Source organism: Amycolatopsis pretoriensis (assembly GCF_900107925.1).
Taxonomy (GTDB): domain Bacteria; phylum Actinomycetota; class Actinomycetes; order Mycobacteriales; family Pseudonocardiaceae; genus Amycolatopsis; species Amycolatopsis pretoriensis.
Window position 1 is genome coordinate 19,815 of the sequence record NZ_FNUJ01000007.1, and the last position, 25,121, is coordinate 44,935.

The 25,121-nt window shown below is 72.6% G+C and carries 25 protein-coding genes and 1 pseudogene; 14 read left to right on the forward strand and 12 right to left on the reverse strand.

Going from position 1 to position 25,121, the window contains the following annotated elements:
- The first annotated feature begins 147 nt into the window (after nt 1-147).
- The 5 genes from bioD to BLV96_RS29815 all read left to right on the forward strand — a co-directional run bounded on the left by bioD (nt 148) and on the right by BLV96_RS29815 (nt 3,899).
- Nucleotides 148-867 (forward strand): dethiobiotin synthase, encoded by a 720-nt coding sequence (bioD, locus tag BLV96_RS29795; protein ID WP_208608383.1) that lies wholly within the window; start codon nt 148-150, stop codon nt 865-867.
- A 72-nt stretch (nt 868-939) separates the two neighbouring features.
- On the forward strand, nt 940-1,953 hold the full coding sequence (bioB, locus tag BLV96_RS29800) for a biotin synthase BioB (protein ID WP_086681319.1): 1,014 nt from the start codon (nt 940-942) through the stop codon (nt 1,951-1,953).
- Nucleotides 1,940-2,146 carry a biotin synthase auxiliary protein BsaP gene (bsaP, locus tag BLV96_RS29805; protein ID WP_086681317.1) on the forward strand — a complete coding sequence of 69 codons (207 nt, stop codon included), beginning with the start codon at nt 1,940-1,942 and terminating at the stop codon, nt 2,144-2,146. Before bioB ends, bsaP begins: the two co-directional genes overlap by 14 nt.
- Nucleotides 2,147-2,202: 56 nt before the next feature.
- On the forward strand, nt 2,203-2,799 hold the full coding sequence (locus BLV96_RS29810) for a DUF2567 domain-containing protein (protein ID WP_086681315.1): 597 nt from the start codon (nt 2,203-2,205) through the stop codon (nt 2,797-2,799).
- A 65-nt stretch (nt 2,800-2,864) separates the two neighbouring features.
- On the forward strand, nt 2,865-3,899 hold the full coding sequence (locus BLV96_RS29815) for a M48 family metallopeptidase (protein ID WP_091389679.1): 1,035 nt from the start codon (nt 2,865-2,867) through the stop codon (nt 3,897-3,899).
- 1 nt (nt 3,900) lies between these two features.
- On the opposite strand, the gene BLV96_RS29820 is transcribed toward BLV96_RS29815, so the two are convergent.
- Nucleotides 3,901-4,617 carry an LON peptidase substrate-binding domain-containing protein gene (locus tag BLV96_RS29820; RefSeq protein WP_086685005.1) on the reverse strand — a complete coding sequence of 239 codons (717 nt, stop codon included), beginning with the start codon at nt 4,615-4,617 and terminating at the stop codon, nt 3,901-3,903.
- A gap of 40 nt (nt 4,618-4,657) precedes the next feature.
- Nucleotides 4,658-5,290 (reverse strand): NUDIX hydrolase, encoded by a 633-nt coding sequence (locus BLV96_RS29825; RefSeq protein WP_086685008.1) that lies wholly within the window; start codon nt 5,288-5,290, stop codon nt 4,658-4,660.
- Between the two features lie 113 nt (nt 5,291-5,403).
- On the opposite strand from BLV96_RS29825, the gene nadA reads away from it, so the two are divergent.
- From nadA to BLV96_RS29845, 4 genes are all read left to right on the forward strand, one after another.
- Nucleotides 5,404-6,414 (forward strand): quinolinate synthase NadA, encoded by a 1,011-nt coding sequence (gene nadA / locus BLV96_RS29830; RefSeq protein ID WP_086685011.1) that lies wholly within the window; start codon nt 5,404-5,406, stop codon nt 6,412-6,414.
- Entirely contained in the window at nt 6,411-8,054 is a 1,644-nt protein-coding gene (locus BLV96_RS29835) for an L-aspartate oxidase (RefSeq protein WP_086685015.1), read from the forward strand. Before nadA ends, BLV96_RS29835 begins: the two co-directional genes overlap by 4 nt.
- Nucleotides 8,051-8,944 carry a carboxylating nicotinate-nucleotide diphosphorylase gene (gene nadC, locus BLV96_RS29840; protein ID WP_086685018.1) on the forward strand — a complete coding sequence of 298 codons (894 nt, stop codon included), beginning with the start codon at nt 8,051-8,053 and terminating at the stop codon, nt 8,942-8,944. The genes BLV96_RS29835 and nadC overlap by 4 nt, the downstream gene beginning before the upstream one ends.
- A gap of 73 nt (nt 8,945-9,017) precedes the next feature.
- Nucleotides 9,018-10,178 (forward strand): S8 family serine peptidase, encoded by a 1,161-nt coding sequence (locus tag BLV96_RS29845; RefSeq protein ID WP_091389683.1) that lies wholly within the window; start codon nt 9,018-9,020, stop codon nt 10,176-10,178.
- 79 nt (nt 10,179-10,257) lie between these two features.
- On the opposite strand, the gene BLV96_RS29850 is transcribed toward BLV96_RS29845, so the two are convergent.
- The 6 genes from BLV96_RS29850 to BLV96_RS29875 all read right to left on the reverse strand — a co-directional run bounded on the left by BLV96_RS29850 (nt 10,258) and on the right by BLV96_RS29875 (nt 14,460).
- Nucleotides 10,258-10,635 carry a hypothetical protein gene (locus BLV96_RS29850; RefSeq protein WP_091389686.1) on the reverse strand — a complete coding sequence of 126 codons (378 nt, stop codon included), beginning with the start codon at nt 10,633-10,635 and terminating at the stop codon, nt 10,258-10,260.
- Complete coding sequence (locus BLV96_RS29855; protein ID WP_086678246.1) at nt 10,632-11,972, reverse strand: alpha/beta hydrolase; 1,341 nt, start codon at nt 11,970-11,972, stop codon at nt 10,632-10,634. Before BLV96_RS29855 ends, BLV96_RS29850 begins: the two co-directional genes overlap by 4 nt.
- A gap of 25 nt (nt 11,973-11,997) precedes the next feature.
- Nucleotides 11,998-13,311 (reverse strand): WXG100 family type VII secretion target, encoded by a 1,314-nt coding sequence (locus BLV96_RS29860; protein WP_086678247.1) that lies wholly within the window; start codon nt 13,309-13,311, stop codon nt 11,998-12,000.
- Entirely contained in the window at nt 13,308-13,694 is a 387-nt protein-coding gene (locus tag BLV96_RS29865; protein WP_086678248.1) for a hypothetical protein, read from the reverse strand. Before BLV96_RS29865 ends, BLV96_RS29860 begins: the two co-directional genes overlap by 4 nt.
- 100 nt (nt 13,695-13,794) lie before the next feature.
- Nucleotides 13,795-14,097 carry a hypothetical protein gene (locus BLV96_RS29870; RefSeq protein ID WP_020644701.1) on the reverse strand — a complete coding sequence of 101 codons (303 nt, stop codon included), beginning with the start codon at nt 14,095-14,097 and terminating at the stop codon, nt 13,795-13,797.
- Nucleotides 14,098-14,115: 18 nt separating this feature from the next.
- Nucleotides 14,116-14,460, reverse strand: coding sequence for a WXG100 family type VII secretion target (locus tag BLV96_RS29875; protein WP_086856673.1), 345 nt, complete (start codon nt 14,458-14,460; stop codon nt 14,116-14,118).
- 216 nt (nt 14,461-14,676) lie between these two features.
- Here BLV96_RS29875 and BLV96_RS29880 point away from each other — a divergent pair.
- Nucleotides 14,677-15,377: pseudogene (locus tag BLV96_RS29880) on the forward strand (hypothetical protein).
- Nucleotides 15,378-15,407: 30 nt separating this feature from the next.
- Nucleotides 15,408-16,838 carry a class I adenylate-forming enzyme family protein gene (locus tag BLV96_RS29885; protein WP_086678249.1) on the forward strand — a complete coding sequence of 477 codons (1,431 nt, stop codon included), beginning with the start codon at nt 15,408-15,410 and terminating at the stop codon, nt 16,836-16,838.
- Here BLV96_RS29885 and BLV96_RS29890 read toward each other — a convergent pair.
- From BLV96_RS29890 to BLV96_RS29900, 3 genes are read right to left on the reverse strand one after another with little or no spacing between them, the layout of a single operon-like run.
- Entirely contained in the window at nt 16,835-17,320 is a 486-nt protein-coding gene (locus BLV96_RS29890) for a nucleotidyltransferase domain-containing protein (RefSeq protein WP_086678250.1), read from the reverse strand. The two genes, BLV96_RS29885 and BLV96_RS29890, sit on opposite strands and share 4 nt — an antisense overlap.
- Nucleotides 17,317-17,760, reverse strand: coding sequence for a YdeI/OmpD-associated family protein (locus BLV96_RS29895; RefSeq protein WP_086678251.1), 444 nt, complete (start codon nt 17,758-17,760; stop codon nt 17,317-17,319). The genes BLV96_RS29890 and BLV96_RS29895 overlap by 4 nt, the downstream gene beginning before the upstream one ends.
- Nucleotides 17,761-17,815: 55 nt before the next feature.
- Entirely contained in the window at nt 17,816-18,520 is a 705-nt protein-coding gene (locus BLV96_RS29900) for a S1 family peptidase (RefSeq protein WP_425266202.1), read from the reverse strand.
- Between the two features lie 173 nt (nt 18,521-18,693).
- Between BLV96_RS29900 and BLV96_RS29905 the strand changes: the two genes are divergently transcribed.
- Nucleotides 18,694-19,167 (forward strand): hypothetical protein, encoded by a 474-nt coding sequence (locus BLV96_RS29905; RefSeq protein WP_086678253.1) that lies wholly within the window; start codon nt 18,694-18,696, stop codon nt 19,165-19,167.
- Here the strand turns inward: BLV96_RS29905 and eccCa are convergent, their stop codons facing one another.
- Complete coding sequence (eccCa, locus tag BLV96_RS29910; protein WP_091389690.1) at nt 19,168-23,094, reverse strand: type VII secretion protein EccCa; 3,927 nt, start codon at nt 23,092-23,094, stop codon at nt 19,168-19,170. It lies immediately after the preceding gene.
- A gap of 143 nt (nt 23,095-23,237) precedes the next feature.
- Here eccCa and BLV96_RS29915 point away from each other — a divergent pair, with 143 nt between their 5' ends.
- The gene (locus tag BLV96_RS29915; protein ID WP_086684478.1) at nt 23,238-24,014 is read left to right on the forward strand and encodes a hypothetical protein; all 777 of its coding nucleotides are present in this window, start codon (nt 23,238-23,240) and stop codon (nt 24,012-24,014) included.
- Nucleotides 24,015-24,044: 30 nt separating this feature from the next.
- Nucleotides 24,045-25,121 (forward strand): hypothetical protein, encoded by a 1,077-nt coding sequence (locus tag BLV96_RS29920; protein ID WP_091389693.1) that lies wholly within the window; start codon nt 24,045-24,047, stop codon nt 25,119-25,121.

Below are 25,121 nucleotides of genomic sequence, written 5' to 3' on the forward strand. Positions count from 1 at the left end.
GACCTCCGACGTCCCGAATGGGTCATTCGCGGCACCCGCGGCCCGGAAACCGGCGCTGACCTGGGTGTCTTTCGGTGTCGCCGCTTCGGTTCCGGTGCCCGCGGTGCACGCCCCACCCCCGGGTCACTAAGTTGATGGTCCGTGACCATGCTGGTGATGACGGGGACCGGGACCGGGGTCGGCAAGACGATCACCACGGCGGCCATCGCCGCCCTGGCGGTGGCCGGCGGGCAGCGCGTCGCCGTCCTCAAACCCGCCCAGACCGGCGTCCTGCCCGATGAGCCCGGGGATCTCGCCGATGTCCGGCGCCTCGCCGGCCGGGACGTCACCACCCGCGAGCTGCGGCGCTACCCCGACCCCCTCTCGCCCGAAGCCGCCGCGCGGCGCAGTGGCCTGCCGACCCTCGATCCCGGGGAGATCGCGCGGGCCGCGTCCGACCTCGACACCGGGCACGACCTCACCCTCATCGAAGGTGCCGGGGGCCTGCTGGTCCGCTTCGACAAGGCCGGCTCCAGCCTCGCCGACGTCGCCTGGTCGCTCGGGTCGCTCGTGATCATCGTCGCCGAGGCCGGGCTCGGGACGCTCAACGCCACCGCGCTCACCGCCGAGGTCGCCACCAAACGGGGGCTGACCGTCGCCGGCGTCATCATCGGGTCTTGGCCCGCCGAACCGGACCTCGCCGCGCTGTCCAACCTCGAAGACCTGCCGGTCGCCGCCGGGGCGCCGCTGCTCGGCGCGCTGCCCGCCGGGCTCGGGGACGCCTCGCCCGAGGAGTTCCTGTCCGCCGCGCGGGCCGGGCTCTCGCCGTGGTTCGGCGGCGAATTCGACCCCGAGCTTTTCGCGGGATGCGCTTCCGCCGGGAAGTGACCTGCGTCGCTGTCGTCCCGGCGTGCCTTCGTGCACGATGAGGGACGCTTCCACCACGACCAAGGAGCCGCCGTGACCGCAGTCCCGGACACCGATGTCCTCGCCTACGCGCGCGAGCACGTCCTCGAAAACGGCGTCGGCCTGGGCGAAGCCGAAGTCCTCGAGGTGCTGCGGCTGCCCGACGACCGGCTGCCCGACCTGCTCGCGCTCGCCCACGACGTCCGGATGCGCTGGTGCGGGCCCGAGGTCGAGGTCGAGGGCATCATCAGCCTCAAGACCGGCGGCTGCCCGGAGGACTGCCACTTCTGCTCGCAGTCCGGCCGCTTCCCGACGCCGGTGCGCTCGGCGTGGCTCGACATCCCGAACCTGGTCAAGGCCGCCCGGCAGACCGCCGAGACCGGCGCGACGGAGTTCTGCATCGTCGCCGCCGTCCGCGGCCCGGACAAGCGGCTGCTCTCGCAGGTCCGCGAGGGCGTGAAGGCGATCCGCGAGGACGGCAACGACATCCAGATCGCCTGCTCCCTCGGCATGCTCACGCAGGAGCAGGTCGACGAGCTCGTCGAGATGGGCGTGCACCGCTACAACCACAACCTCGAGACGGCGCGTTCGCACTTCCCGGCCGTCGTCACCACCCACACGTGGGAAGAGCGCGCGGACACCCTCCGGATGGTCGCGAAGGCGGGCATGGAGGTCTGCTGCGGCGGCATCATCGGCATGGGGGAGACGGTCGAGCAGCGCGCGGAGTTCGCGGTGCAGCTGGCCGAGCTGAGCCCGCACGAGGTGCCGATGAACTTCCTCATCCCGCAGCCGGGAACGCCGTACGAGAACTACGAAATCGTCGAGGGCAAGGACGCCCTGCGGACGGTCGCGGCGTTCCGGCTCGCGATGCCGCGCACGATGCTGCGCTTCGCGGGCGGGCGCGAGCTGACGCTCGGCGACCTCGGCGCGGAGCAGGGCATGCTCGGCGGCATCAACGCGATCATCGTCGGCAACTACCTGACGAACCTGGGCCGCCCGGCCAGCGCGGACCTGGAGATGCTGGACGAGCTCAAGATGCCCATCAAGGCGCTCAGTGACAGCCTCTGACGCACCCGCTTTCTGCGTCTACTGTGGACAGGAGGCGCCGGGTGGGGCGGACCACCCGGCGTGCCACAACCCCCGCACGGCGCTCGAGCCGCCGCGGTACTGCACGTTCTGCGCCCGGCGGCTGGTCGTCCAGGTGAGCCCGCTCGGCTGGACGGCCCGCTGCAGCCGGCACGGCGACACGGCCGGTGGCTGACGCCCGCTTCGCACCGACCGGTTACCCTCAGTCGCACGCAGCAGGAGGGAGTCCGGGTGAGTGAGTCGTCGGGACCCGCGCACCGGCCGTCGGCCGTGGCCGGTCCGTGGTCGGTGCCCGTGCTGGTCCGGGAACGGCGGCCGCGCGTGGTCGTCAAGGCCGACCTGCTGCCCGCCGTGAGCGTGCTCGGCACCCTCAGCCTGCTGAGCTTCCCGCTCGCCTTCGCCTGGTCCCGCCTCGCGCCGCCCGAACGCGTCCGCATCGTCGCCGCAGACGGCACCCAGAGCCCCCTCGAACTCGAAAGCTGGCACCGCTTCGACGACCTCGCCGTCTTCGGCCTGATGACGCTCGGGCTGGGGATCGTCGTCGGCATCGTCAGCTGGCTGCTGCGCGAACGCCGTGGCCCGGTCGTGCTCGTCGCCGCCGTGCTCGGGGTCGCCCTCGCGTCCGCGCTGGCGATGCTGCTCGGCGTCGGCTGGGCGAACAGCCACTACACGATCGCCAGCGCCCCCGCGCTCGGCTCGGTCGTCGAACTCGCGCCGCGCCTGGAGTCGTGGTGGGTGCTGCTCACCGGCCCGCTCGGGGTGACCATCTCCTACAGCCTGCTCGTCACCTGGAACGGCCGTGACGACCTGGGCCGGAGGCTCGGCTAGTCCTCCACGAACGGGTGAACGCCGTCCCCTAGGCTGTGCCCCCTCGACCACAGGGGGTTCCAGCAGTGACCGAAGACATCGAGGTTTCGCGCCACCACGTCGTCCGCTTCCCGGGGATCAGCCCGCGCGCCTACGAGCACCCCGTGGACCGCGGCGCGCTCGCCACGCTGCGGACCGTGCCCGGGTTCGCGCAGGTCGTCAAGGCCATCTCCGGCTTCTACAGCGAGCGCGGCGAGCGGCTGATGGCGCTGGCCTCGTCGATCCGCGTCGGGCCGAAGCAGTACCCGGAGCTCGACCGCCTGCGCCACGAGTGCGCCGAGACGCTCGACCTGCCTTCCGTGCCGAACCTGTTCGTCTACCAGGACCCGCGCGTCGTCGCGGAGACCGTCGGCATGGACGAGCCGTTCATCCGGGTCAGCACCGGGCTCGTCGACCTGATGAGCCACGAGTCGCTGCGGTTCGTGCTCGGGCACGAGATGGGGCACGTGCTGTCCGGCCACGCGGTCTACCGCACGATCATGGTGCGCCTGGTCATGCTGCAGATGTCGCTGTCCTGGACGCCGGTGAGCGCGCTCGGCATCCGGGCGGTCATCGCGGCGCTGCGCGAGTGGTTCCGCAAGGCCGAGCTGTCGTGCGACCGCGCCGGCCTGCTCTGCGGCCAGGACCCGACGGCCGCGCTGCGCGCCCAGATCCAGGTCGCGGGCGGCATCGACCCGGCCCGCATCGACATCCCGTCGTTCCTGCGGCAGGCGAGTGAGTACGAGTCGGTCGAAGACGTCCGCGACAGCTTCCTCAAGCTCAGGTTCGTCGAGACGGAGTCGCACCCGTTCGCGGTGGTCCGCGCGGCCCAGCTGCAGAAGTGGGCGGCGTCGGAGGAGTACCGCGCGATCCTGGCCGGCGACTACCCGCGCCGCGACGACGACGCGCCGACGTCCGACTGGAAGGACGACCTCAAGTCGGCCGCGAAGTCGTACAAGGAGTCGTGGAACTCGTCCACGGACCCGCTGACGAAGGCGTTCAGCGACGTCGGCGAAGCGGTTTCCAGCACCGCGGGCAAGGTGTGGAGCAAGTTCGGCAACGGCAACGGGTCCGCGGACTGACTCAGTTCAGGCTGGCCGGGCGGCTGAGATCGGTGAGCTCGCCCGGCGGCAGCGGCACCGCGCCGAGGGTGTCCAGGAACCCCGCCTCCCGCGTCAGCAGGCGGCACGCGATCCGCAGCCGGCGCAGGGGGTGGCGTTCCTCCAGCAGCCGCTGACGGTCTTCCAGGGGCAGCAGGCAGTCCGCCGCCAGCCGGTAGGCCAGGTCGGCCAGTTCCGTGTCCGCCTCCGGCGGCTGCCAGTCGTCGCTGCGCCACGCCGTCTCGCAGTAACGCCGGTGCGCCGTCCGGGCGACCACCGCGAGGCGCTCGGCCATGTCGCCGGCGGGGGCCACCGGGTCGTCGTCGACCCACTCCACCGTCGCGATCAGGTAGGGCGCCGAGACGCAGTCGAGGTTCGTCAGGCGGAAGCGGCGCCGGGCCTGCGACACGACGTCGAACCGGCCGTCCGGCAGGCGTTTCGCCTCGCGCAGCACCGTGCTGCAGCCGATCTCGTACAGCTGGTCCAGACCACGCACCTCGCGGGTCAGCGACGAGCGCAGGGCCACCACGCCGAACTCGCGCCCGGGCACCGTGCCGCTGACGAGGTCCGCCGTCAGCTGGCGGTACCGCGGCTCGAAGATGTGCAGCGGCAGCTTGGCCCCCGGGAGCAGAACGGTCTGCAACGGGAACAACGGCAGCAAGGTCGTCGTCGCGTCGCTTTCCGGTTCCGGCTCGGTCACGGCTCCACGGTAAGGGGAGAAGGCTTCCCGCGCAGGATGGTCACCGGTTCGGCGGCTTGAACACCGCAAACGGATCGGTGATCTGCATGCCCTTGCCGGCGAAGGAGAACAGGGCTGCCGGACGCCCGCCCGCGCGGCCCGGCGGGGCCGTGTGACCAGTGGGAACCAGCAAGCCGCGCCGAGAGAGGACGCGCTGGAGGTTCGTCGCCGAAACGCGATAGCCCAGCGCCGCCGAATACAGCCCTCGCAACGCGGAAATCGTGAATTGGTCGGGCGCCAGCGCGAACCCGAGGTTGGTGTAGGAGAGCTTCGAGCGCAGCCGGTCGCGGGCGCGCAGCACGATCGCCTCGTGGTCGAACGCCGTGCGCGGCAGCTTCGCGACGTCGTGCCACTCGGTGTCCTCGGGTACTTCGGGGTCGACGTCCGACGGGACCAGTGCCAGGAACGCCGTCGCCACCACGCGCGGACCGGGCACCCGGTGCGGGTCGCTGAACACCGCGAGCTGCTCGACGTGCTTCAGCTGCCGGACGTCGACCTTCTCCTTGAGCTGGCGTCGGACCGACGTCTCGACGTCCTCGTCGAGCCGCAGCCGCCCGCCCGGCAGCGACCAGCGGCCGAGGTGCGGGTCGAGCGCGCGGCGCCACAGCAGCACCCGGAGTGTGTCCGAGCGCACTTGAAGGACCGCTCCCAAAACCTCGTGGGCCAGGGGGGCCTGGGTGTTAAGATGACTTCGCACGGTTTTCGATTATAAGGCGAAAACCGGAGACGGGTCCAGGAGGGCCACCTATGACTTCGACGCTCGAACAAGACCTCACCCCCTACGGCGGCGTGGAGGCGAACGCGGCCTGGGCCGAGGAGGTGCGGCGCCTGGCGAAGCAGCGTGACGCGGTGCTGCTCGCGCACAACTACCAGGTGCCGGAGATCCAGGACATCGCCGACCACACCGGCGACTCCCTCGCGCTCAGCCGCATCGCGGCGAGCAGCGACGCGTCCACCATCGTCTTCTGCGGCGTGCACTTCATGGCCGAGACCGCGAAGATCCTCGCCCCGCAGAAGACCGTCCTGATCCCGGACGCGCGGGCCGGCTGCTCGCTCGCCGACTCCATCTCCGGCGCCGAGCTGCGCGCCTGGAAGGCCGAGCACCCGGGCGCGGTGGTGGTCTCCTACGTCAACACCACGGCCGAGGTGAAGGCCGAGACCGACATCTGCTGCACGTCGTCGAACGCGGTCGACGTCGTCGCCTCCATCCCCGCCGACCAGGAGGTTCTCTTCCTGCCGGACCAGTTCCTCGGCGCGCACGTGAAGCGCGTGACCGGCCGGGAGAACATGCACATCTGGGCGGGGGAGTGCCACGTCCACGCCGGCATCAACGGTGCCGAGCTGGCCGAGCGCGCCGCCGAGAACCCGGACGCCGACCTGTTCATCCACCCCGAGTGCGGGTGTGCGACGTCGGCGCTCTACCTGGCCGGCGAGGGTGCCGTGGCGCCGGAGCGGGTCAAGATCCTCTCGACCGGCGACATGGTCCACGAGGCCCGCGACACCCGCGCGAAGTCGGTGCTGGTGGCCACCGAGATCGGCATGATCCACCAGCTCCGCAAGGCCGCGCCGGGCATCGACTTCCGCGCCGTGAACGACCGCGCGTCCTGCCGGTACATGAAGATGATCACCCCGGCGGCGCTGCTGCGCTGCCTGCGGGACGGTCTCGACGAGGTCCACGTCGACGTCGAGACGGCCGCCCGCGCGCAGGCTTCGGTGCAGCGGATGATCGAGATCGGGCAGCCTGGCGGCGGGGAATGACGCCGCCGGTTACTGATTCACAGGCGAAAACCTCGGTCTGGGAAGCCCGTGCGGACCTCGTCGTGGTCGGCTCCGGCGTCGCCGGGCTGACGGCGGCGTTGCGCGCCCAGGCGCTCGGGCTGCACGTCCTGGTCGTCACCAAGGCGGCGGTCGAGGACGGCAACACGCGCTGGGCCCAGGGCGGCGTCGCCGTGGTGCTGGAAGACCAGCACGACCTCGACGACTCGGTCGCCAAGCACGCGGAGGACACGTTCACCGCGGGCGCCGGGCTGGTCGACGAGGTGGCGGCCCGGTCGATCCTCGACGGCGGCCCGGCGGCCGTCGCCCGGCTGCGGGCGGGCGGGGCGACGTTCGACTCTTCGGGTGACGGCCTGCTGGCCCGGGCCCGCGAGGGCGGCCACAGTGCGTTCCGCGTCATCCACGCGGGCGGCGACGCCACCGGCGCCGAGGTCGAACGCGCCCTGGTCGCGCAAGCCGGGCAGGCGCGGGTGCCGGTGCTGGAGCACCACATCGCCGTCGACGCGCTGCGCACGCCGGGCGGCCGGGTTGCGGGCCTCACCGTGCTCGACCGCAATGGCGTTCCCGGCGTCGTCCGCGCGTCGGCCGTGCTGCTGGCCAGCGGCGGGATCGGGCAGCTCTACCAGGCGACGTCGAACCCGGAGATGGCCACCGGCGACGGGATCGCGCTCGCGCTGCGGGCCGGGGCGGCCGTGGCGGACATCGAGTTCGTGCAGTTCCACCCGACCGTCCTGTACACCCCGGGCGCGCGGGGACGCCGCCCCTTGGTCACCGAAGCCGTGCGCGGCGAGGGCGCGACGCTGGTCGACGCCGCCGGCGCGCCGGTCATGGCGGGCGTGCACCCGCTCGGCGACCTGGCGCCCCGCGACGTCGTGTCGGCGGCGATCACCCGCCGGATGGCGACCGCGCCGGGTGGTGTCGACGACCACGTCTTCCTCGACGCGACCGGGATCGCCGGGTTCGCGGCGCGGTTCCCGACGGTGTCCGGGGCGTGCGCGGCGCTGGGGCTCGACCCGGCGTCGGACCCGATCCCGGTGGTGCCGGCGGCGCACTTCTCGTGCGGTGGCGTCGTGACCACTGTGGACGGACGCTCGTCGGTGCCGGGCCTGTACGCCGCGGGCGAGGTCGCGCGGACCGGGCTGCACGGCGCGAACCGGCTGGCGTCCAACAGCTTGCTCGAAGGCCTGGTCGTCGGGCAGCGCGTCGCGGAGGCCGTCGCGGCGGACCTCGCGGCCGGGTTGCTGGCCGATCCTTCTCGGGGACGGCTGCCGTCGTGGACCACCGCGCCGGCCGCGGCGCGGGATTCGCTGCAGCGCGTGATGAGCCGGTACGCGGCGATCGGCCGTGACGCCGACGGGCTCGCCGCGGCGGGTTCGGTCATCGATCTGTCGACCCAGGACAGTCCGTTGTGGACGCACGCGGCCGTCGAAGACGCGGCGCTGACCGTGGTGGCGCAGGCGTTGCTCGCCGCGGCCGTCCGGCGCACCGAGTCGCGCGGCTGCCACGTGCGGTCCGACTTCCCTTCGCTGGACGAGGGTTGGCGACGCAGCCAGCTCATCCGGCTCAGTCCGTCCGGCCAGCCCGTGCTGGCCGACCCGATCCCCTTGGAGGGCGTGGCATGACGTTCCCGATCTCCGAACCGGTCCTGCGCCTGATCGCCGCTTCCGGTCTCGACGTCGAAGACGTGAAGCGGGTGGTGTCCACGGCACTCGGCGAGGACCTGCGTTACGGGTCCGACGCGACCACCGAGTCGACGGTGCCGGCCTCGGCCGTCGCGGTGGCCGAGCTGACCCCGCGCGTCGACGGCGTCGTCGCCGGGCTGCCCGTGGCACTCGCGGTGTTCGACATGGTGCTGGGCGACGGCTACGAAGTGCTGGCCGGGCGCGAAGACGGCGAGCGGCTGGTCGCGGGCGAGCCCGCGCTGGTGCTGCGCGGCCCGGTCCGCGGGCTGCTGACCGCCGAGCGCACGGCGCTGAACCTGCTGTGCCACCTCTCCGGTGTCGCCACCGCGACCGCCGCCTGGGTGTCCGAAGTGGACGGTACCGGCTGCGCGATCCGCGACTCCCGCAAGACGTTGCCGGGACTGCGGCTGCTGCAGAAGTACGCCGTCCGGTGCGGCGGCGGCGTGAACCACCGGCTCGGGCTGGGCGACGCGGTGCTGATCAAGGACAACCACGTCGTCGCCGCGGGTTCGGTGACCGCGGCGCTGGACGCGGCCCGCGCGCACGCGCCGGAACTGGCGTGCGAGGTCGAGGTCGACACGCTTTCCCAGCTGGAGGAGGCCCTCGCCGCCGGGGCGGACGAGGTGCTGCTGGACAACTTCACGCCGGACGAGTGCCGGCGCGCGGTGGCGCGCCGCGACGAAGTTTCGCCGAAGACGCGGCTGGAATCCTCTGGTGGGCTCACCCTCGACCGTGGTAAGGCCTACGCCGAGTCCGGTGTGGACTATCTCTCGGTCGGCGGGCTGACCCACTCTTCACCCGCGTTGGATCTGGGCATGGACCTACGCTGACGCGCCTTTCCCGGGTAAACTGGCGGTGGCGGAAGTCCTTTTCCGCCACCGTCTTTCGTTGCGGGGGGATCGGGTGCGGATACCGGCGGTTCTGGCGGTCGCGGGCCTGCTGACGCTCGGATCGCCCGCGTTCGCCGTCGCGGCGCCCGAAGCGCAGTGCGCGAACCCCTCCGGCACCTACACCGGCGACGTCCCGTGGGGCCAGCGGCTGGTCGACCCGGCGCGGCTCTGGCCGTTGACGCGCGGCGAGGGGCAGCTGGTGGCCGTGATCGGCACCGGCGTCGACGGGCAGAACACGCAGTTCGGGCCCGGCCAGCTCGAAGGCGGCAACGGCACCGAGCGCACGGACTGCGACGGCCGCGGCACGATCGCGGCCGGGATCGTCGGCGCGCAACCGGACTCGTCGACGACGTTCGCCGGCGTCGCCCCCGGCGCCCACCTGCTGCCGATCCGCTACACCGACGGAGCTTCGCGCGACGGCGGCGACCCGGGCGCGCTGGCCGGCGCGATCGACGCGGCGCTGGACCGGCACGCGGGCGTCATCCTGGTCGCGGTGCCCGCGGCGTTCGACAGCCCGGCGTTGTCGGGTGTCGTCGCGCGGGCGCGTGCGGAAGGCGCGGTGGTGGTTTCGGCGGCGTCGGCGACGCAGCAGGGCGCGCGGTCGTACCCGACGGCGACGTCCGGCGTGCTGTCGGTCGGCTCGGTGAACCCCGCGGGCGAGCCGGTGCAGACGGAGGCGGGGGACTACGTCGGCGTCGCGGCACCGGGAGCCGAGCTGGTCAGCACGTCGGCCGGCGCGGGCGGCGCGGTGGCGCACCGCTGGCCGGTGACGGACCCGGGCCTGGCGGCGGCGTACGTCGCCGGAGTCGCGGCGCTGGTCCGGGCGTACCACCCGAACCTGACCGGCGACCAGGTCGTGACGCGGTTGGAGCTGACGGCCCACCGGCCGGCCGCGGGAGGCCACGACCCGCGGCTGGGCTGGGGAGTACTGGACGCGTACGCGGCGGTGTCGTCGACGTTGCCGGCGGACATCGCGGGCCCGGGAGCGGCGGTGCCGCCGGTCGCGGAACCGGCGGTGGTTCCGGCGGGGGCGCCGGCCGAGCACCGCGCGGACGTACCGGCGGGGACGATCGCGTTGGCGGGAGTGGCTTTGGCGGCGGCGGCCGGGGTGGCGGTCGCGGCGGTGCGGCGGGGGCGGAAGCGGAATTGGCGGGCTTCGCGGTTCACCCCGTAGCGCACGCTGAAGGTGCCCTTCGGTGCATGTGGTGAGCTGAAGGTGCCCTTCAGCACACGAGACGCACGGAAGGTGCCCTTCAGCCCGCCGCGGCGGCCGGGACCGGGCGGGTCGAGCCGATGATCGCCACCGCGTGGCTCGCCCGTGCGACGTGCACCGTGAGATCCGCCCCGTCCCGGCTGAACCGCGCGATCAGCTCCCGCGGTGTGCTCCGGTCGTAGGCCTGCCACCCGCGCTGCTCCAACGTCGGCAAGACCACCTCCGCCAGCCGCCGCTCCGGCTCGCCCGCCTGCTCCAGCCGCACGCCGTACTGCCAGCACAGCAGATTGCCCGGCTGGGTCGGGTCGCAGTCCAGCTCGCCGTTCACCGTCTGGTCGGCCGCCGTGCCGAACGCCTCCGCGACGCTGTCGATCACGTCCGTCAGCTCGCCCGCCAAGCGGTCCAGCTCGGAAGTCATCGCAGCACACCTCCGTCGTTCAGGAACTCCACGCCGTGCTCGAGGATGCCATCCGGCCGGAACGTCCCGTCAAGGGTCACCGGCCCAGCCGTCATCACCCGGTAGATGTTCGTCCACGACTCCGAACCCGGCTTCAGCACGTCACTGTGCGAAGACAGGCCCCACAGCTGATCACCGGAGGCCGAGCGCCCGGTCTCCAGGTCCGTCACCCCCGGGAACGTGTCCGGGTCCGCGCCGTGGCCGATGCCGGTCCACTCCAGGCCCCACGCGTTGCCCTGGGCGACCTCGATCGGGTCGAGCGGTGCCGTCATCGAATACCGCTGGACGCCCGCCTGGCTCGCCGGCAGGTCCGCCGGCGACCAGACGCCGTGGCCCATGCCCGCCGACTCCACGTGCAGCACGCGGTCGACGTCCAGGCCGTGCGTCTCGGCCAGCCCGACCGTCGCGCCGCCGTAGCTGTGGCCGATCGCCGTCAGCGTGACGTCGGAGCCCGCGTGGCTCGCGATCTCGCCGCGCAGGTCGTCGGTGAAGTTCTTGAGGTCCGGGGCCATCGCCTCCGCGTAGCTCGCGGAAGGGCCCTGCGCCACCGGGTTCTGCGGGAACACCCCGTCGGCCCAGACGACCATCGCCGTGCGGCCCGTCGGGTCCGCGGCCACCAGGCTGCGCCCGAGGCCGGCGTACGCGTCGAAGTTGGACATCTGCGTGTTGACGCCCGGGACGAACAGCCCGACGTTGCGCGTCCCCGGTTCGATGTGCCCGACCAGCTCGGCGATCCGGCCGTTGCCCGACGGGTCGAACTTCAGGATCTGCCGGTTGTTCGCGAGGATGTCCTCGTACAGCGAGATCCGTGCCTGCGACCGCTTGATCTCGTCGGCGTCGGTGAGCGACGCCAGCCGCGAACGTTCGGCGGTCAGCGCGTCGGTGACCTTCGTGCGGTTGGCGGCGATCGCCTGCGCCCACGCGCCGGTGTCGGCCGAACCGCCGATGCCGGCCGGGTTTCCGGCCTTCGGCAAGGGATCCTCGGGCATGAGCGCCCGGTACATCGCGGCGATCTGCGCGTCGGTGCGGCGGTAGCCGGCCGCGGACGCGGTCAGTCCATTTTGGAGTGTCCGGAGCCGGGACACGCCCGACTCGAGCTTCGAACCCAGCTCCGTCATGGTCTTCTCGAACGTCTTGGCCGCGGCCTTGGCCTCCTCGACCTGACCGAACGCGGTGGCGGGCACCTTCTCACCCGCCACCGCCTTTTGCGCCGTCTCCAAGGAACCGGCGCGGGAGCCGAACTCGCCGGCCACGGTGTCGAGGCGGGCCGGGGCGACGCGATAGCCGGCAGCCGTCACGGCCCGCCTCCGTTCGTAGAGTGGTTCAGTACGCTTCGGGCTCTTCGCCGATGACCGGCGGCGCGACCGGGGCCGACTGGCCCCAGACGTTCTCCGTCTCCACCAGCCACGCCGGGATCCGGCGCCCGGAACCCATGTCGCCGCCCCCGCCCATGCCCATCGGCATCATGGGCATCATCGGCATCGCGCCCTTGGCCGCCGACGCCGCCGCGGCTCCCGCCGCGCCGCCCGCGAGGCCGGACAGGGCGTTGCCCGCGCCGCCGTCGCCGGCCAGGCCGGAGTGCGCCGCCGGGCCGTCGGCCCCGCCGCCGATGCCGGCGCCACCGGGGATGCCGCCGGCCCCGCCCAGCGAAGGCGCGTCGCCGCCGCCGATCGGGATGCCGCCGCCGGCGCCGCCCTCGACGCCCGCGCCACCGCCGCCGAGCTTCGTGCCGGGCGCTTCTTCCTTGCTGTCCTTGGGGTCCTTGCCGGTGGCCCACGACGGCACCTTCGGCATGATCGAGCCGAACCGGCCGAACGCGGCGGCCGAAGCCGCGGCGAGCCCGGCGGTGAACATGTCGCCGAACAGCGGGTTCGACGTCGGCACGGACGTCCCGGGCTGCTGCGGGGTCCCGGTCGAGGGCAGCGGGTGCCCGTCGGTCGGGGTGACGACGACGCCGGGATCGGTGACGCCGTTGCCGACGAGCCCGGGCGAGCCCGCGCTGCCGGCCCCGCCGCCGGCGGGGAGCGTGGTCGGCGTCTGGACGGCGTTCGGCGACGCCGGGATCGACTCCTCGGCCACGGTGTACTCGCCGGCCAGCTCGGTCATCACCGCGACCGCTTTGGCCTGCGCGTTGCCCGCGGCGTTGGCGGCGGACTGCTGCGCCTCGACGTTCGCGATGGCCTGCTGGCGCTGCTGCGCCGCGGCCTGGACGACGGCGGGGGAGGAGTCCGGCGGCAGCAGCGGCGGGTTGACCGCGAGCGCGACGTCGGCGGGGGAGACGTCCGGCACCGAAACCGGCGGCGGCATCTCCTTCTTGGCCTTGACGAGGGCGTCGGCGGCGTCGTCGAGCATCACGTTCATCGCCTCGGCGGTCTGCGCCACCTTGGAGATGCCGTTCGCGAGGTCGACGATCATGTGCTGGTACTGGTCGGCCGCGCCGCCGGTCCACTGGTCCTTGAACTCGGTCAGCTCGCCGTTGAGGTTGTGGGCCTGCTCGTGCAGGTGCAGCGCGGCGGACTTCCACTTGTCGGCGGCGTGGCGCGCGCTGTTCGGGTCGCCGGCCTGGAGCATCGCGTAGAGCTGCTGGTGGCTGTACGCGGCGAAGTTCGTGTGCGCGGTGTTGGTGTGCTTCGTCATCCCTTGCGGCTCCCGTCCGAGTCACCGAGGCCCAGCAGGCCCAGCACGGGGTCGAGCAGGTTCGTGACCGCGCCCGAGTGGTGGAGGTCCCCGGCCACCGCCTGGTCGGCGTTCTGGTAGCCGTCGGCGACCGTGGTGGTGACGTCCTGGGCGAACCCGATCGCGCTGCGGACCTGGTCGAGCAGGCCCTGCATCTCCGACACGGCGGCGCGGTGGGCGTCGGCCAGCGACCCGGCCTCGCCGAACTCGCCGAACAGCAGCGGCTCCTGGCCGAGGGTGAGCAGGAAGTCGTTCGGTTTCGACATCGCGTGGATCTGGGTTTCCAGCTCCCGCACGAAGTCCTTCAGCGATTCCAGGTGGACGTAGTACGACTGGTCTGGCATCGGTCCCGGCTCTCTGGGCGCGCGGCGGACATGGGGAAAGCCGGTCGACCGGTGCGAGCGGGGGGTTTCCCGCACCGGCCGACCGACGTCTGGGCGCGGATCAGCCCGCGAACAGTCCCTGGTTGCGGTTCTCCAGCGACTGCTGGAGGTCGTGGGCCTCGCCGACCTTGCCGCCGAACTGCGCGATGATGGCGACGATGTCCGCGGTGGCCTGGCGCAGCCGGGTCTCCGACTGGCGGGCGGCGTCACCGGCGGAGCTGCCGGAGGCGTACCAGGTCGCGGTGATCGGCTGCAGGTTCTGGTGCAGCTGCTCCAGCTGCGACGTGAGCGCCTTGGCCTTGGCGGCCAGGGAAGCCGAGCTGTGCTGCAGCGCGGCGAAGTTGATTTCGACGACGTCAGCCATGGTGGGCGTCCTCTCGGGTCAGGGGTTGAGGCGGGGGATCACGCCCGAGCCCTCGAGGGAGTTGCCGACCCCCTGGAAGCTCTGGTGGACGTCGGCGTCGCCGCGGCCGTAGTTCTGGTGGCTGGTGTGGACGAGCTGCGACATGGTGTCGAGCTCCTTCACGGCCACGGTCATCTTCTCCTGGAGCCGGCGCTGCAGGTCCCAGAACGCGACAGCCTGGTCACCCTTGTAGTTGCGCAGGGCCTCGGTCAGCTCGGACTCCAAGCTGGCCATCGTGGACTTGGCGTTCGTCGCGGTTTCCTCGAAACCCTGGACGGCGCGCGTCATGGCAGCGGAATCTGCCTGGAATCCCGGACTGGACATCGACGGGCCACCTCCTTCCTGAAGCGAATTCCCCTGGCGCGGTGGTCCGCGCGGTGTGAAAGTCACGCTAGAAAAGAGGCCTGTGTGGTCAAACGGCACAACTGCCGGTCGCGGTGACGGCACTATTACCCACAGGGGGCCGGTGGGGGCTGCCCCACCCCCGGCCGGGGGCGTGCTCCAGCGCCCGCAGGCGTGGTCCCGGCCAGGCTGTATGCCATGGCAGACAAGGGAAATCCGCTGGTCACGCTCCGGTCGTGGCACCGTCCGCTGGTGGTGCTCGCCGGGGTGATGGGGGTGCTGTGCGCGGCTTCGCTGCTGGGGCTGCTCGTCGATGATCGCACGCTCGTCAACGCCCCGATCTGGCTCAAGCCGTTCAAGTTCTCGGTTTCGGTCGGCACGTACGCGCTGACCCTGGCCTGGCTGCTGACGCACGTGCGCCGCGGTCGTCGTCCTGCTGCTGTTCCAGCGCCTGCCGGACCGCGCGCTGACCTCCGCGCTGCGCTGGGGGACCGGCCTGGCACTGGCCGGGATGGCCGTCGCGATGCTGATGTTCTCGCCGTCCCCGGCGCAGCAGGCGGTGCTCGACGCGGTGGCGAGCCCGCGACGTTCGGCGCGCACTCCGTCGGCGTCGAAGACGGCGGCCCCGGCCTGCCGGTGCTGCCGCTGGTCGCCTTCGGCCTCCTGCTGCTCGCCCGGCGTTCGCCTCCGACGTCGTCCGGCGCCGGCTGGTCCGGATCGCCGGTGCGGGCTACGCGGGGCTGTTGGTGCTGCTCACCTGGCAGGCGCAGCGCGGCCAGTCGATCGTCCACTCGGACTTCTGGACGCTCACCGCCGCCACCGTCCTGGTGGGTGCGGTCGCGGTGGCGGCGGCCGTGGTCCGGCGGCCTTCTGCCGAAATTCTGAGATCCGCCCGGTAGACCGGACGCCCCGGGCGAAAGGCGGTCGAGATGGTCCACCCGCAGGCACTGCTGGACGAGCTGGGGCGCGCCCCGGACGTTCCCGCGTTCGAACACGGCTCGCGCGTCACGTCACGCGGTGAGCTGCGGGAACTGGCCGGCCGGTTCACCGCGGGCCTGCGGGCGGCCGGGCTCGGGCCGGGTGACGGCGTCGGCATCGCCACCGCCGTCACGCCGGAGGGGTTCGCCGCGATCGTCGCCGCGCACGTGCTGGGCTGCCGGGTCGTCGGGATCCGGCCCGGGCTGCCGGTGCCGCAGCTGCGGCACATCGTCGGCGACGTCGACGCGCTGGTCGTCGACGCCGCGTCCGAGTCGCCGGAGCTGCTGGGCACCGTCGCCGGGGTGCCGATCCTGCGCGTCGGGCCCGAACTGCTCGCCGCCTACGAGGAGCCGGTGCCGCAGGGGCGCCCGGAGGACGTCGCCACCGTCGTGTTCACCAGCGGCAGCACCGGGGTGCCGAAGGGCGTCGCCTACAGCTACCGCGCCCTGACCGAGGGCCGGGTGTGGCAGCCGCCGGTACCCGGTTCGGCCCACGAACGGCTCGGTGCCGGGTTCGCGCGCTACCTGCTGTTCGGCACGCTCAGCAGCGCGGTGATGCTCGAACAGCTGGGGGTGTGCCTGCTCGCCGGCGGGACCGCGGTGGTCCCGGAGGAGCTGCCGGACTTCCCGTGGGTGCTGCCCCGGCTGCGGATCTCCGCGGCGCTGATGACCGTGCCGCGCCTGCACCAGGTGCTCGAGGTGCTGCGCGAAGAAGACGTCGACCTGAGCTCGCTGCGGGTGCTGATCGTGGCGGGGTCGCCGGTGCCGCCGCACCAGCTCGCCGAGGCGGCCGAGCGGATCGGGCCCGCGATGCACCACGCGTACGGCCAGACCGAGACCGGGATGCTGACGATCTGCCCGGCCGGTGAGGGGCTCGGCTCGGTCGGCCGGGCCTGCGACACGGTGGAGATCGAGAGCCGCGACGGCGAGATCTGGGTGCGCACGCCCTCGGCGTTCGAGGGCTACTGGCGCGATCCCGCGACGACGGCGGAGGTGCTGCGCGACGGCTGGGTGCGCACCCAGGACCTCGGGTTCCTGGACGAGGCCGGGTACCTGCACCTGTCCGGGCGCGCCCGCGACGTCGTGATCGTCAACGCGATCATCCACTACACCGGCCCGATCGAGCGGGCGATCGCCGCGCACCCGGACGTCGACCAGGCGTACGTCGTGGCGGTGCCGGACCCGGTGACGGGCGAGGCGGCGCACGCGTTCGTGCTGCCGGTCCCGGGCCGCGAGCCCGACCTCGGCGCGGTGCGCAAGGCGGTGGCGGCGGAGCTGGGGGAGGCGGCGGTGCCGGCGCGGTTCAGCTTCGTGGGCGCGGTTCCCGTCGCACCGTCCGGAAAACCGGACAAGGCCGCGCTCCGGCGGTCCATTGTGGACTAGAAGTGGGTGTCGACGCCGAAGGCCTCGCGGAGGTGGCGCATGTCCGCGAGGTCGTGCGGCCGCGGCTCGTAACCCTGGTGGAAGAAGACCTGCTGCGCCACCGAAATGCACGGCACGGGGACGCCGAGGAGCCGGCCGGTGACGAAGCAGTCCGCGGGGTAGGGGAAGGTCGCGCCGCGGTCGTCGGCGGCCTGGACGGCGGAGCCGTCTTCGGCGAAGACCAGCGGGTGCAGGTCGAGTTCGGTAGCGCCGTCGGAAAGGACGAACCGGACCGGGCGCAGGTCGCGCGTCTCGCGGTAGCCCAGGGCGGCCAGCGCCTCGAGGACGGCGGGTTCCTGGTCCCGGCGGTGGAGCAGGTCGAGGTCGCGGTGCTCGCGCGTCCGGTGGCCCAGGAGGGCGTCGACACCCCAGCCGCCCGCCAGCCAGACCTCGGCCGGGCGCACGGCGTCGAGGACGCGCAGGACCGCGGCGGCGTCGGTCACTTGCCGGCGCGCAGGTCGGTGATCACCTTGGCGACGCGCCGCTGCCGCGTCTCGGCCGTCTTCGCCTGGCCGATCGGCAGCACGAACCGCTGCTTCGCGCTGTAGGAGAGGCTTTCGAACCGGGCGCGCGCGGTGGCGTCGGCGGCAAGCGCTTCCCCGAGGTCCGCGGGGATCTCCAGTTCGCGCGGGGCGGTGTCCAGCGCGATTTCGACGTCGACCTCGTCCCCGGCGGCGACCCCGGCTTTCTCGCGGTTTTCGGCGCTCAGCGGCACCAGGTACTGCCCGCCGCGGCTCGCGACGGTCGTGCGGCAGGTGTGCCCGCCGAGCGTCACGGTGACCGCGGGTTTCTTGCCGGCGCCGAGCGCTTCGACGACGGCGTCGGGCACCGGCAGCCCGGTCGCCGTCTTGCCGCCGAGCAGGACCTGCGTGCGGAACTCCATGCCCGCGAGTATGCCGCGGGCCGGCCTCCCGGGCGGAGAGGCCGGCCCGGGTGGGTCAGACGCCGGCCGTGCTGCGGATCCAGCTGCGGCTCGACGCGATGCTCGCGTAGTTCTGCGTGCCCTGGGTGTTCGAACCGGAGTTTTCGCCCGTCGAGCACACCCCGACCTGGACGCCGCCCGAGAGCTGCGGGCCGCCCGAGTCGCCGTGCCACGCCGAGCCGTTGACGCCCTGGCTGGCGATGGCCGTGCCGCCGAACGCGTCCGAGCTGAGGCCCGTCACGCGCACGTTGGCGGTCTTGAGGGTGGTCGACGGCGGGCTGGTGCCCTGGGTGCGGCCCCAGCCGTAGATCTGGTTGGTCGACCCGGTCGGCGGGTTCCCGGTGCCGAGCTTCATGAAGGTCGTGTTCACCGCGGTCGTCAGGTGCAGCAGGGCGATGTCGCCGTTGGGCGAGGCCTTCTGCTGGTCGACGTTCGCGTTCGTGCCCTGCTGGAGCGTCACGTTGCCGACCTTGACGTGCATGCCCGGCGAGTTCAGGCAGTGCCGGGCGGTGAGCACCCACTGCGGGGCGATGATCGTCCCCGAGCACTCGAAGCCGCCGTAGGTGGTGACGTTGTTCCAGTAGATCTGGGCACCCCACGGCGCGGAGGAGACGGTGCTCCCGCCGATGATGTCCTGCTGGGCGTCCGCGACACCCGCGGAGACCAAGCCCAACGCCGCGGCGGCGGCACCCACCGCGGCAACAGCCCTCGACATACGCATGAAAATGCCCTTCGCCAAGGTGATCCGGATGTCGGCCCCGAAACCGGGCGACGAGCAACAAAGTAGGTTTCGTGAGTGGTTCCCGGGTACCTACCGAAGTCGGTAACTTGCCGACGGTGACTGGTGTCTTGGCCCGTCGGCGCGGCCATTAGAGTTCCGCGCGAGGGGGAGACATGACTGGGCACGACCCTGAGCTTTTCGACGAGCTGATGCGCGAAGAACGCCGCCGCGCCCGGCCTGCGACCGGCCGCCGCGTGGTCGCGGGGCTCGTGGCTTTCGGAGTGCTCATGCTCGCCGGCGGGCTCGCCTACCGAGCCGCCAACCGAGGTGAGCAACTGCCCGAGGGCACGGCGCACGGGCTCGACGTCACCGCGGGCCAGTGCTTCTGGTCCCCGACGGGTACGGGCGAGGTCGACGTGCTGCTGAGGTCCTGCACCGAGGGCCACACCGCGGAGGCGTTCGCCGTGCTTCCGCTCCCGGAGGGCGCCGACGCGCCTTACCAGGCGACGCTGGATCGCTGCACCGCCGCCGCCCACCCGATTTCCGGCGCACGCGTCCAGGTCATGACCCCGCACCTGCAGAGCAGCGAGCACCAGGCGGTCTGCTACTACCGCTTCGGCGCCGAGATGACCACGCCCGCGCGCTGATCAGCTCTCCGCCGGTTTGGTCCACGCCACCTGGACCAGTCCCGTCCCGTGCCGGCGGGACACCAGCGTGCCCCGGCCCGGCGGCTGCGGTGACGGCTTCACGTCCGCCAGCAACGCCCCTTCGTCCTTCGTTCCGGACATGATCAGCCCCGGCGACCCCAGCTCCCGCAGCCGCTGCAGGACCGGCTCGAACAACGCCCGCCCGGCGCCGCCCGAACCGCGCACGATGATCACGTGCAGCCCGATGTCGCGCGCCTGCGGGAGGAACTCCAGCAGCGGCTGCAACGGGTTGCGCCCCACCGTCGCCACCAGCTCGTAGTCGTCCACCAGCACGAACAGCTCCGGACCGCGCCACCAGGACCGGTTCCGCAGCTGCTCCGGCGTCACCGACGGCCCCGGCAGCCGGTTCCGCATGGCGGTGGCGCACTCCGCGATCAGGTCCGTCAGCTTGCCCTCCGCGCCCGCGTACCCCAGCAGGTGCGGCTCGGACACCGCGCCCAGCAGGCCACGCCGGTAGTCCGCGACGATGAGCGCCGCCTCGTCCGGGCTGTACTTCGACGTGATGCCCTGGGCCAGCGCCCGCAGCAGCGACGACTTGCCCGACTCCACGTCGCCGAACGCCACGAAGTGCGGGTCCGCCGCGAAGTCCAGGTGCACCGGCCGCAACGTCGACTCCGCGATGCCCAGCGTGACCTGCTTGCCGGGGGCCGCCGGCAGCCCGTCCAGCGGCACCTCCGGCGGCAGGAGCCGGACCTGCGGCGCACGCGGGCCCTTCCAGGCCTCGGAGATCCGGCGCACCAGGTCGACGCCGCCGGCGCCGATCGTCTCCGGACGCTGGTCGCCGTCGATGCGGGGCAGCGCCGCCAGGAAGTGCAGCTTCTCCGCCGTGATGCCGCGGCCGGGGCGGTCGGCCGGGACGTTGACCGCGACCTTGCGGTCGATCGAAGAATCCATCGGGTCACCGAGGCGCAGCTCGAACCGCGTCCCGATCGCGTCCCGCAGCTGCGCGCGGACGCCGATCCACTGGTTGAGCGAGACGATCACGTGGATGCCGAACCCGAGCCCGCGCGCGGCCAGTCCGGTGATCTGCTCTTCCAGCTGCTCGTACTCCTGCCGGATCGTGGTCCAGTTGTCCACGAACAGGAACACGTCGCCGAACTCGCGGCCGTCGGTGCTTTCGGTGAACTCCGCGCGGCGCTGCCGGAACGTCGTGATCGACTCGATCCCGTGCGCGGAGAAGTACTCCTCGCGCTGTTCCAGCAACGTCGTCAGCTCGGCGACGACCCGGCGGCAGCGCTGCGCGTCGCGGCGGGTGGCGTAGCCGGACGTGTGCGGCAGCCCGGCGATCGGGGCCAGCGCGCCGCCGCCCATGTCGAGGACGAACAGCTGCACCTCGGCCGGGGTGTGGGTCAGCGCGAGCATGCCCGCGATGTCCTTCATCAGCGTCGACTTGCCGCTCTGCGGGGCGCCGACGATCAGCGCGTGCCCGCCCGCGCCGGAGAAGTCGGCCCACAGCATGTCGCGGCGCTGCTCGAACGGCTTGTCCACCAGCGCGACCGGGATGGTCAGCTTGCCGTTGCCGCCCCAGCCGAGCGGGCACAGGCCGCGCGCGGCGTCCTCGCCCAGCGGCGGCAGGAGCTGCTCCAGCGTCGGCGGTTCGGCCAGCGGCGGCAGCCAGATCTGGTGCGCGGCCGGCCCGCGGCCGTCGAGGCGCGAGAGCATCGCGTGGATGATCGTCTCGCCGGTGCCATCGGCCTTCGGGGCGTCTTCGACCTCGGTCGTCACCGGGATCTCCACCGGCGCCAGGGAGAACGGCAGCACGCCGAGCTCCTGCCCGTCTTCGCGCACGACCGTGCTGCGCGGCGGCAGTTCCCCGGAGACGTACGCGGCCTTGAGCCGGATCAGCGAGTCGGTGTCGGCCTTGAGGTAGGCCGACCCCGGCACCGGCGGCAGGTGGTAGGCGTCGGCGACGCCCAGCACCGCCCGGCTTTCGGCCGCCGAGAACGTCCGCAGGCCGATCCGGTACGACAGGTGGGAGTCGAGCCCGCGCAGCCGGCCCTCCTCCAGCCGCTGCGACGCCAGCAGCAGGTGGATGCCCAGCGACCGCCCGAGCCGGCCGATCGCGACGAACAGGTCGATGAACTCCGGCCGCGCGGACAGCAGCTCGGAGAACTCGTCGATGATGACCAGCAGCGACGGCAGCGGGTCCAGCGGCGCGCCGTCCGCCCGCGCCTTCTCGTAGTCGCGCACCGACGCGTAGTTCCCGGCCGCGTGCAGGAGTTCCTGGCGCCGCAGCAGTTCGCCGTTCAGCGCGTCGGCCATGCGGTCGACGAGCGCGAGGTCGTCGGACAGGTTCGTGATGACGGCGCAGGTGTGCGGCAGGCCGGTCATCCCGGCGAAGGTCGCGCCGCCCTTGAAGTCGATCAGCGCCAGGTTCAGCGTCTCCGACGAGTGCATCACGGCCAGCGCGGTGACCAGCGTCCGCAGCAGCTCGCTCTTGCCGGACCCGGTCGCGCCGATGACCAGGCCGTGCGGGCCCATCCCGCCCTCGGCCGACTCCTTGAGGTCCAGCTCGACCGGCCGCCCGTCCGGGTTGACACCCAGCGGGATCCGCAGCCGGTCGCGGGCCGCGCGCGGCGCCCACGTCACGGTCGTGTCGGTGTCACGCGGGTCGCCGATGCCGAGCAGCCCGGCCAGCCCGAACGTCGAGGACATCGGCTTCTCGCCGACGACCGCGGCCGGGGTGTGCAACGGCGTCAGCATGCGGGCCAGGGCTTCCGCCGCGCCGCGGTCGAGGACGTCCGGGCGGCCGAGGAACCCGAGCCGCTGCTCGGAGGCGTCGCCGACGACCATGCCGAGGGAGTCGGGTGCGGTGTGCAGGCTCAGCAGCCGCTCGGTCGAGTACGTCCGCGGGTGCTCCTGCCCGATCTCGAGGACCGTGACGCCGAGCCGGCCGTCTTCGCCGATCAGCCGGGGCTCGCCGTGGGCGTTGCCACCGTCGACGACGACGATCAGGTGCGGCAGGTCGAGCTCGGCCGCGGCGCGGCGGCTGAACGCGGGGCGCTCGCCGAGGTCGGCGCCGAGCAGCACGGCCAGGCCGGCCGCCGAGTCGGCCGCCAGGCGCCGCGAGCCGACGGCGTCGGTCGCGCCGGCCGCCGTCGCGTGCGGCAGCCACTTCGCCCATTCCCAGTCGTGCTGGCGGTCCGCCGGCACGCACAGCGCGACCCGCAGGTCGGCGGGGGAGTGGAAGGTGACGAGCTGGCACAGCAGCGCCCGCGTCAGGCCCAGCACGTCCGGGCGCCGCCCGGCCACGGTGACCGCGGCGAACGAGCGCAGCGACAGCGCCACCGGCAGGCCGTCGACCGTGGAGTAGGTGCGGATGAAGTGCTTGAGGCTGGTGGAGGACACCGGGTCCAGGTCCTCCAGCGGCACGGTCTGCGGTGCCTTCAACGGCGTCGCGAGCCGCTGCGGCCCGGTGCCCGCGCGGACCTGCGCGAACTGGCCGTCGGCGCGCCGCCGGTCCCACAGCTTCCCGCTCTCGACGTAGGCCCAGAGGTCGGCGGGATCGGGCTGGACGGCGACCATCGCCGCCCGCTGGCCGTCGGCGATGTCCCGGACCTGGGACCGCAGCCCGGAGAGGTAGCGCTGGTAGTCGCGGCGCTCGTCGTTGATCTGCGCCTTCTTCGCCATCCCGCCGCGGCCCAGCGACATCACGACCATGCCGCCCATGGCGCAGATGAACAGCGCGCCGAAGATGTAGGTCATCACCCCGCCGTCGCGTCCGATGTAGACGAACGACATCGCGCCCATGCCGAGCATCATCGGCAGGAACATCATCAGCTGCACCATGCCGCCGGACGAGCTCTTCGGGAGCATCGGCGGCGACTGCAGCACGATCTCGGAGGGGCGCTCGGGCGAGAGGCTCATACTGCAATGCTCCAGCGGATCGGAAGGGCTCTGACCGGTATTTTGGCCACTTGCCGACACGGCGCGGTGGGTACTTTTGCCGTCCGCCCGCTTCCGGGGCCGAACCTACGCTCTGCCGAGCAGCCACCCGCGGAAGGAGAGCCATGGCCGGCGAGTACCGGGCTGAGCCCGAGGCGATGCGCTCTTCCGTCGGGAACGTCGGAGGCATCATCGCCCACGGCATCAACGCGGTTTCCGACCTCGAGCGCCTGGTCGTGCAGCCGATGTCGTTCGCGGGCTTCGGCAGTGCCGTGGCCGCCGCGAACGCGGCCCTGCACTCCAGCCAGGTGACCGCCGTGCGCACGCTCCTGCAGCTGCTGCAGCAGATCAACGGCCTGGTCAAGGCCAGCGCCGACGCCTACCAGGCGGCCGACCAGGCCACCGCGGCCGGCTACGGCGGCGGCCACGACGGCTCGGCCGCGCCGACGTCGTCGATCTGGGGGAGCCCGCACGCCTCGGAGCTCGCCACCCTGGCGATCAACGACAGCGCGGGCGCCCACGGCGAGCCGTCGTCGGTCGGCAACGTGCTGCGCTACCTGGGGGACGCGCGGCTGGGCCGGCTCGGCGACCACCCGATCACCGACACGCGCTTCCACGGGGTCGCCGACTTCAACGACTGGCTGGCCGGTGACGCCGACAACCAGGCGCGCATCGGGCTGATCGAGGTCTACGCCGGCACCGCGCGCACCTTCTCCGACGTCCCCGGCGGCGTGCACAGCGGGGACGTCGTGGTGGTCGAGCCGTTGCTGTTCTCCGACCGCCAGCCGGTCATCGGCGTCGCCGGCGACGGCGGCCGCCTCTACAACCACGGGCTCCTCGACGCCCGCATCAGCGGGCTGGCGAAGGTCAGCGTGTACCGGCCCGCGTCCGTCGTCGCTTGATCGTCCGTCCTTGAATCTCTGTGAGGTCCGATGCTGACTTTCCCGAACTCCAGCGCGATGGACGCGACCGCGTCCTCGGGCGGGCCGATCACCATCCTGCCGCAGATCGTCACCGGCCAGCCGGAGCAGATCGCGAAGCACGTGGTGGACCTGGTCCGCAAGGCCGAGCAGTTCCTCAGCATGTACAACGAGCTGACGAAGGCCGCCGACCAGCTCGGCAAGATCTGGTCCGGCGCCGCGAGCGAGTCGGCGCTGAAGAAGATCTCCGACTCCCTCGACCAGCTCACGAAGATCATCGGCGTGGTGCAGAAGGGCGCCGAGCTGCTCGGCGTCTCCGGCACGCTGATCAAGACCGCGCAGGAGGCCTACCGCGCGGTGGTCTCGGCGGTGAACCCGACGGTCGCCGCGCTGATGTCGAACTGGTGGACCTACGGCGCGGCGGTCGCTTTGTCGACCGCGACCAGCGCGTCGCTGCGGGCGTTCATCACCGCCATCGGCGCGCTGCTCAAGGCGCTCGGCGCGGTCGACCTCGCCCAGCAGATCACCCAGCTCGCGCAGGTCATCGGCCAGATCGAGAAGCTCTTCCACCACGACTCCGGCAGTGCGGGCGCGACGACGCCGTCGATCGGGAACACCCCGGTCACGGCGCCCCAGGCCCCGTCGCCGGTGGCGAGCCCGTCGGGGCAGCAGGCGGTGGCGGGCGGGAGCGGCGGGGGGATCCCGCAGCAGCCTTCGTTCACCGACTACACCCCGCCCGCGCTCGCCACCGGCGGCGGTTCCAGCGGCGGCACCGGTACCGGGACGGCGGTGTCGGGCAACGGCACCCCGCTGAACCCGGCGAACAGCTGGATCGCCGTCGACCCGGCGCAGAACGGCGCGACCGTGCCGACGCAGCCGGCGGTCACCCAGCCCGCGCCGGTCACGCAGCCGACTTCGCCGTCGGTGCCGGTGCACGGCGCCGACGAGGTCGTCATCCACACCAACCTCACCACCGGTGAGTCCACTGTGGAGGCTCCGGGCGGCCAGGACTTCGACCTCGACATCGCCATGGACTACAACGGCAAGCACTTCAGCCAGCACGTCGGCTACGACGCCGCCGGGAACTAG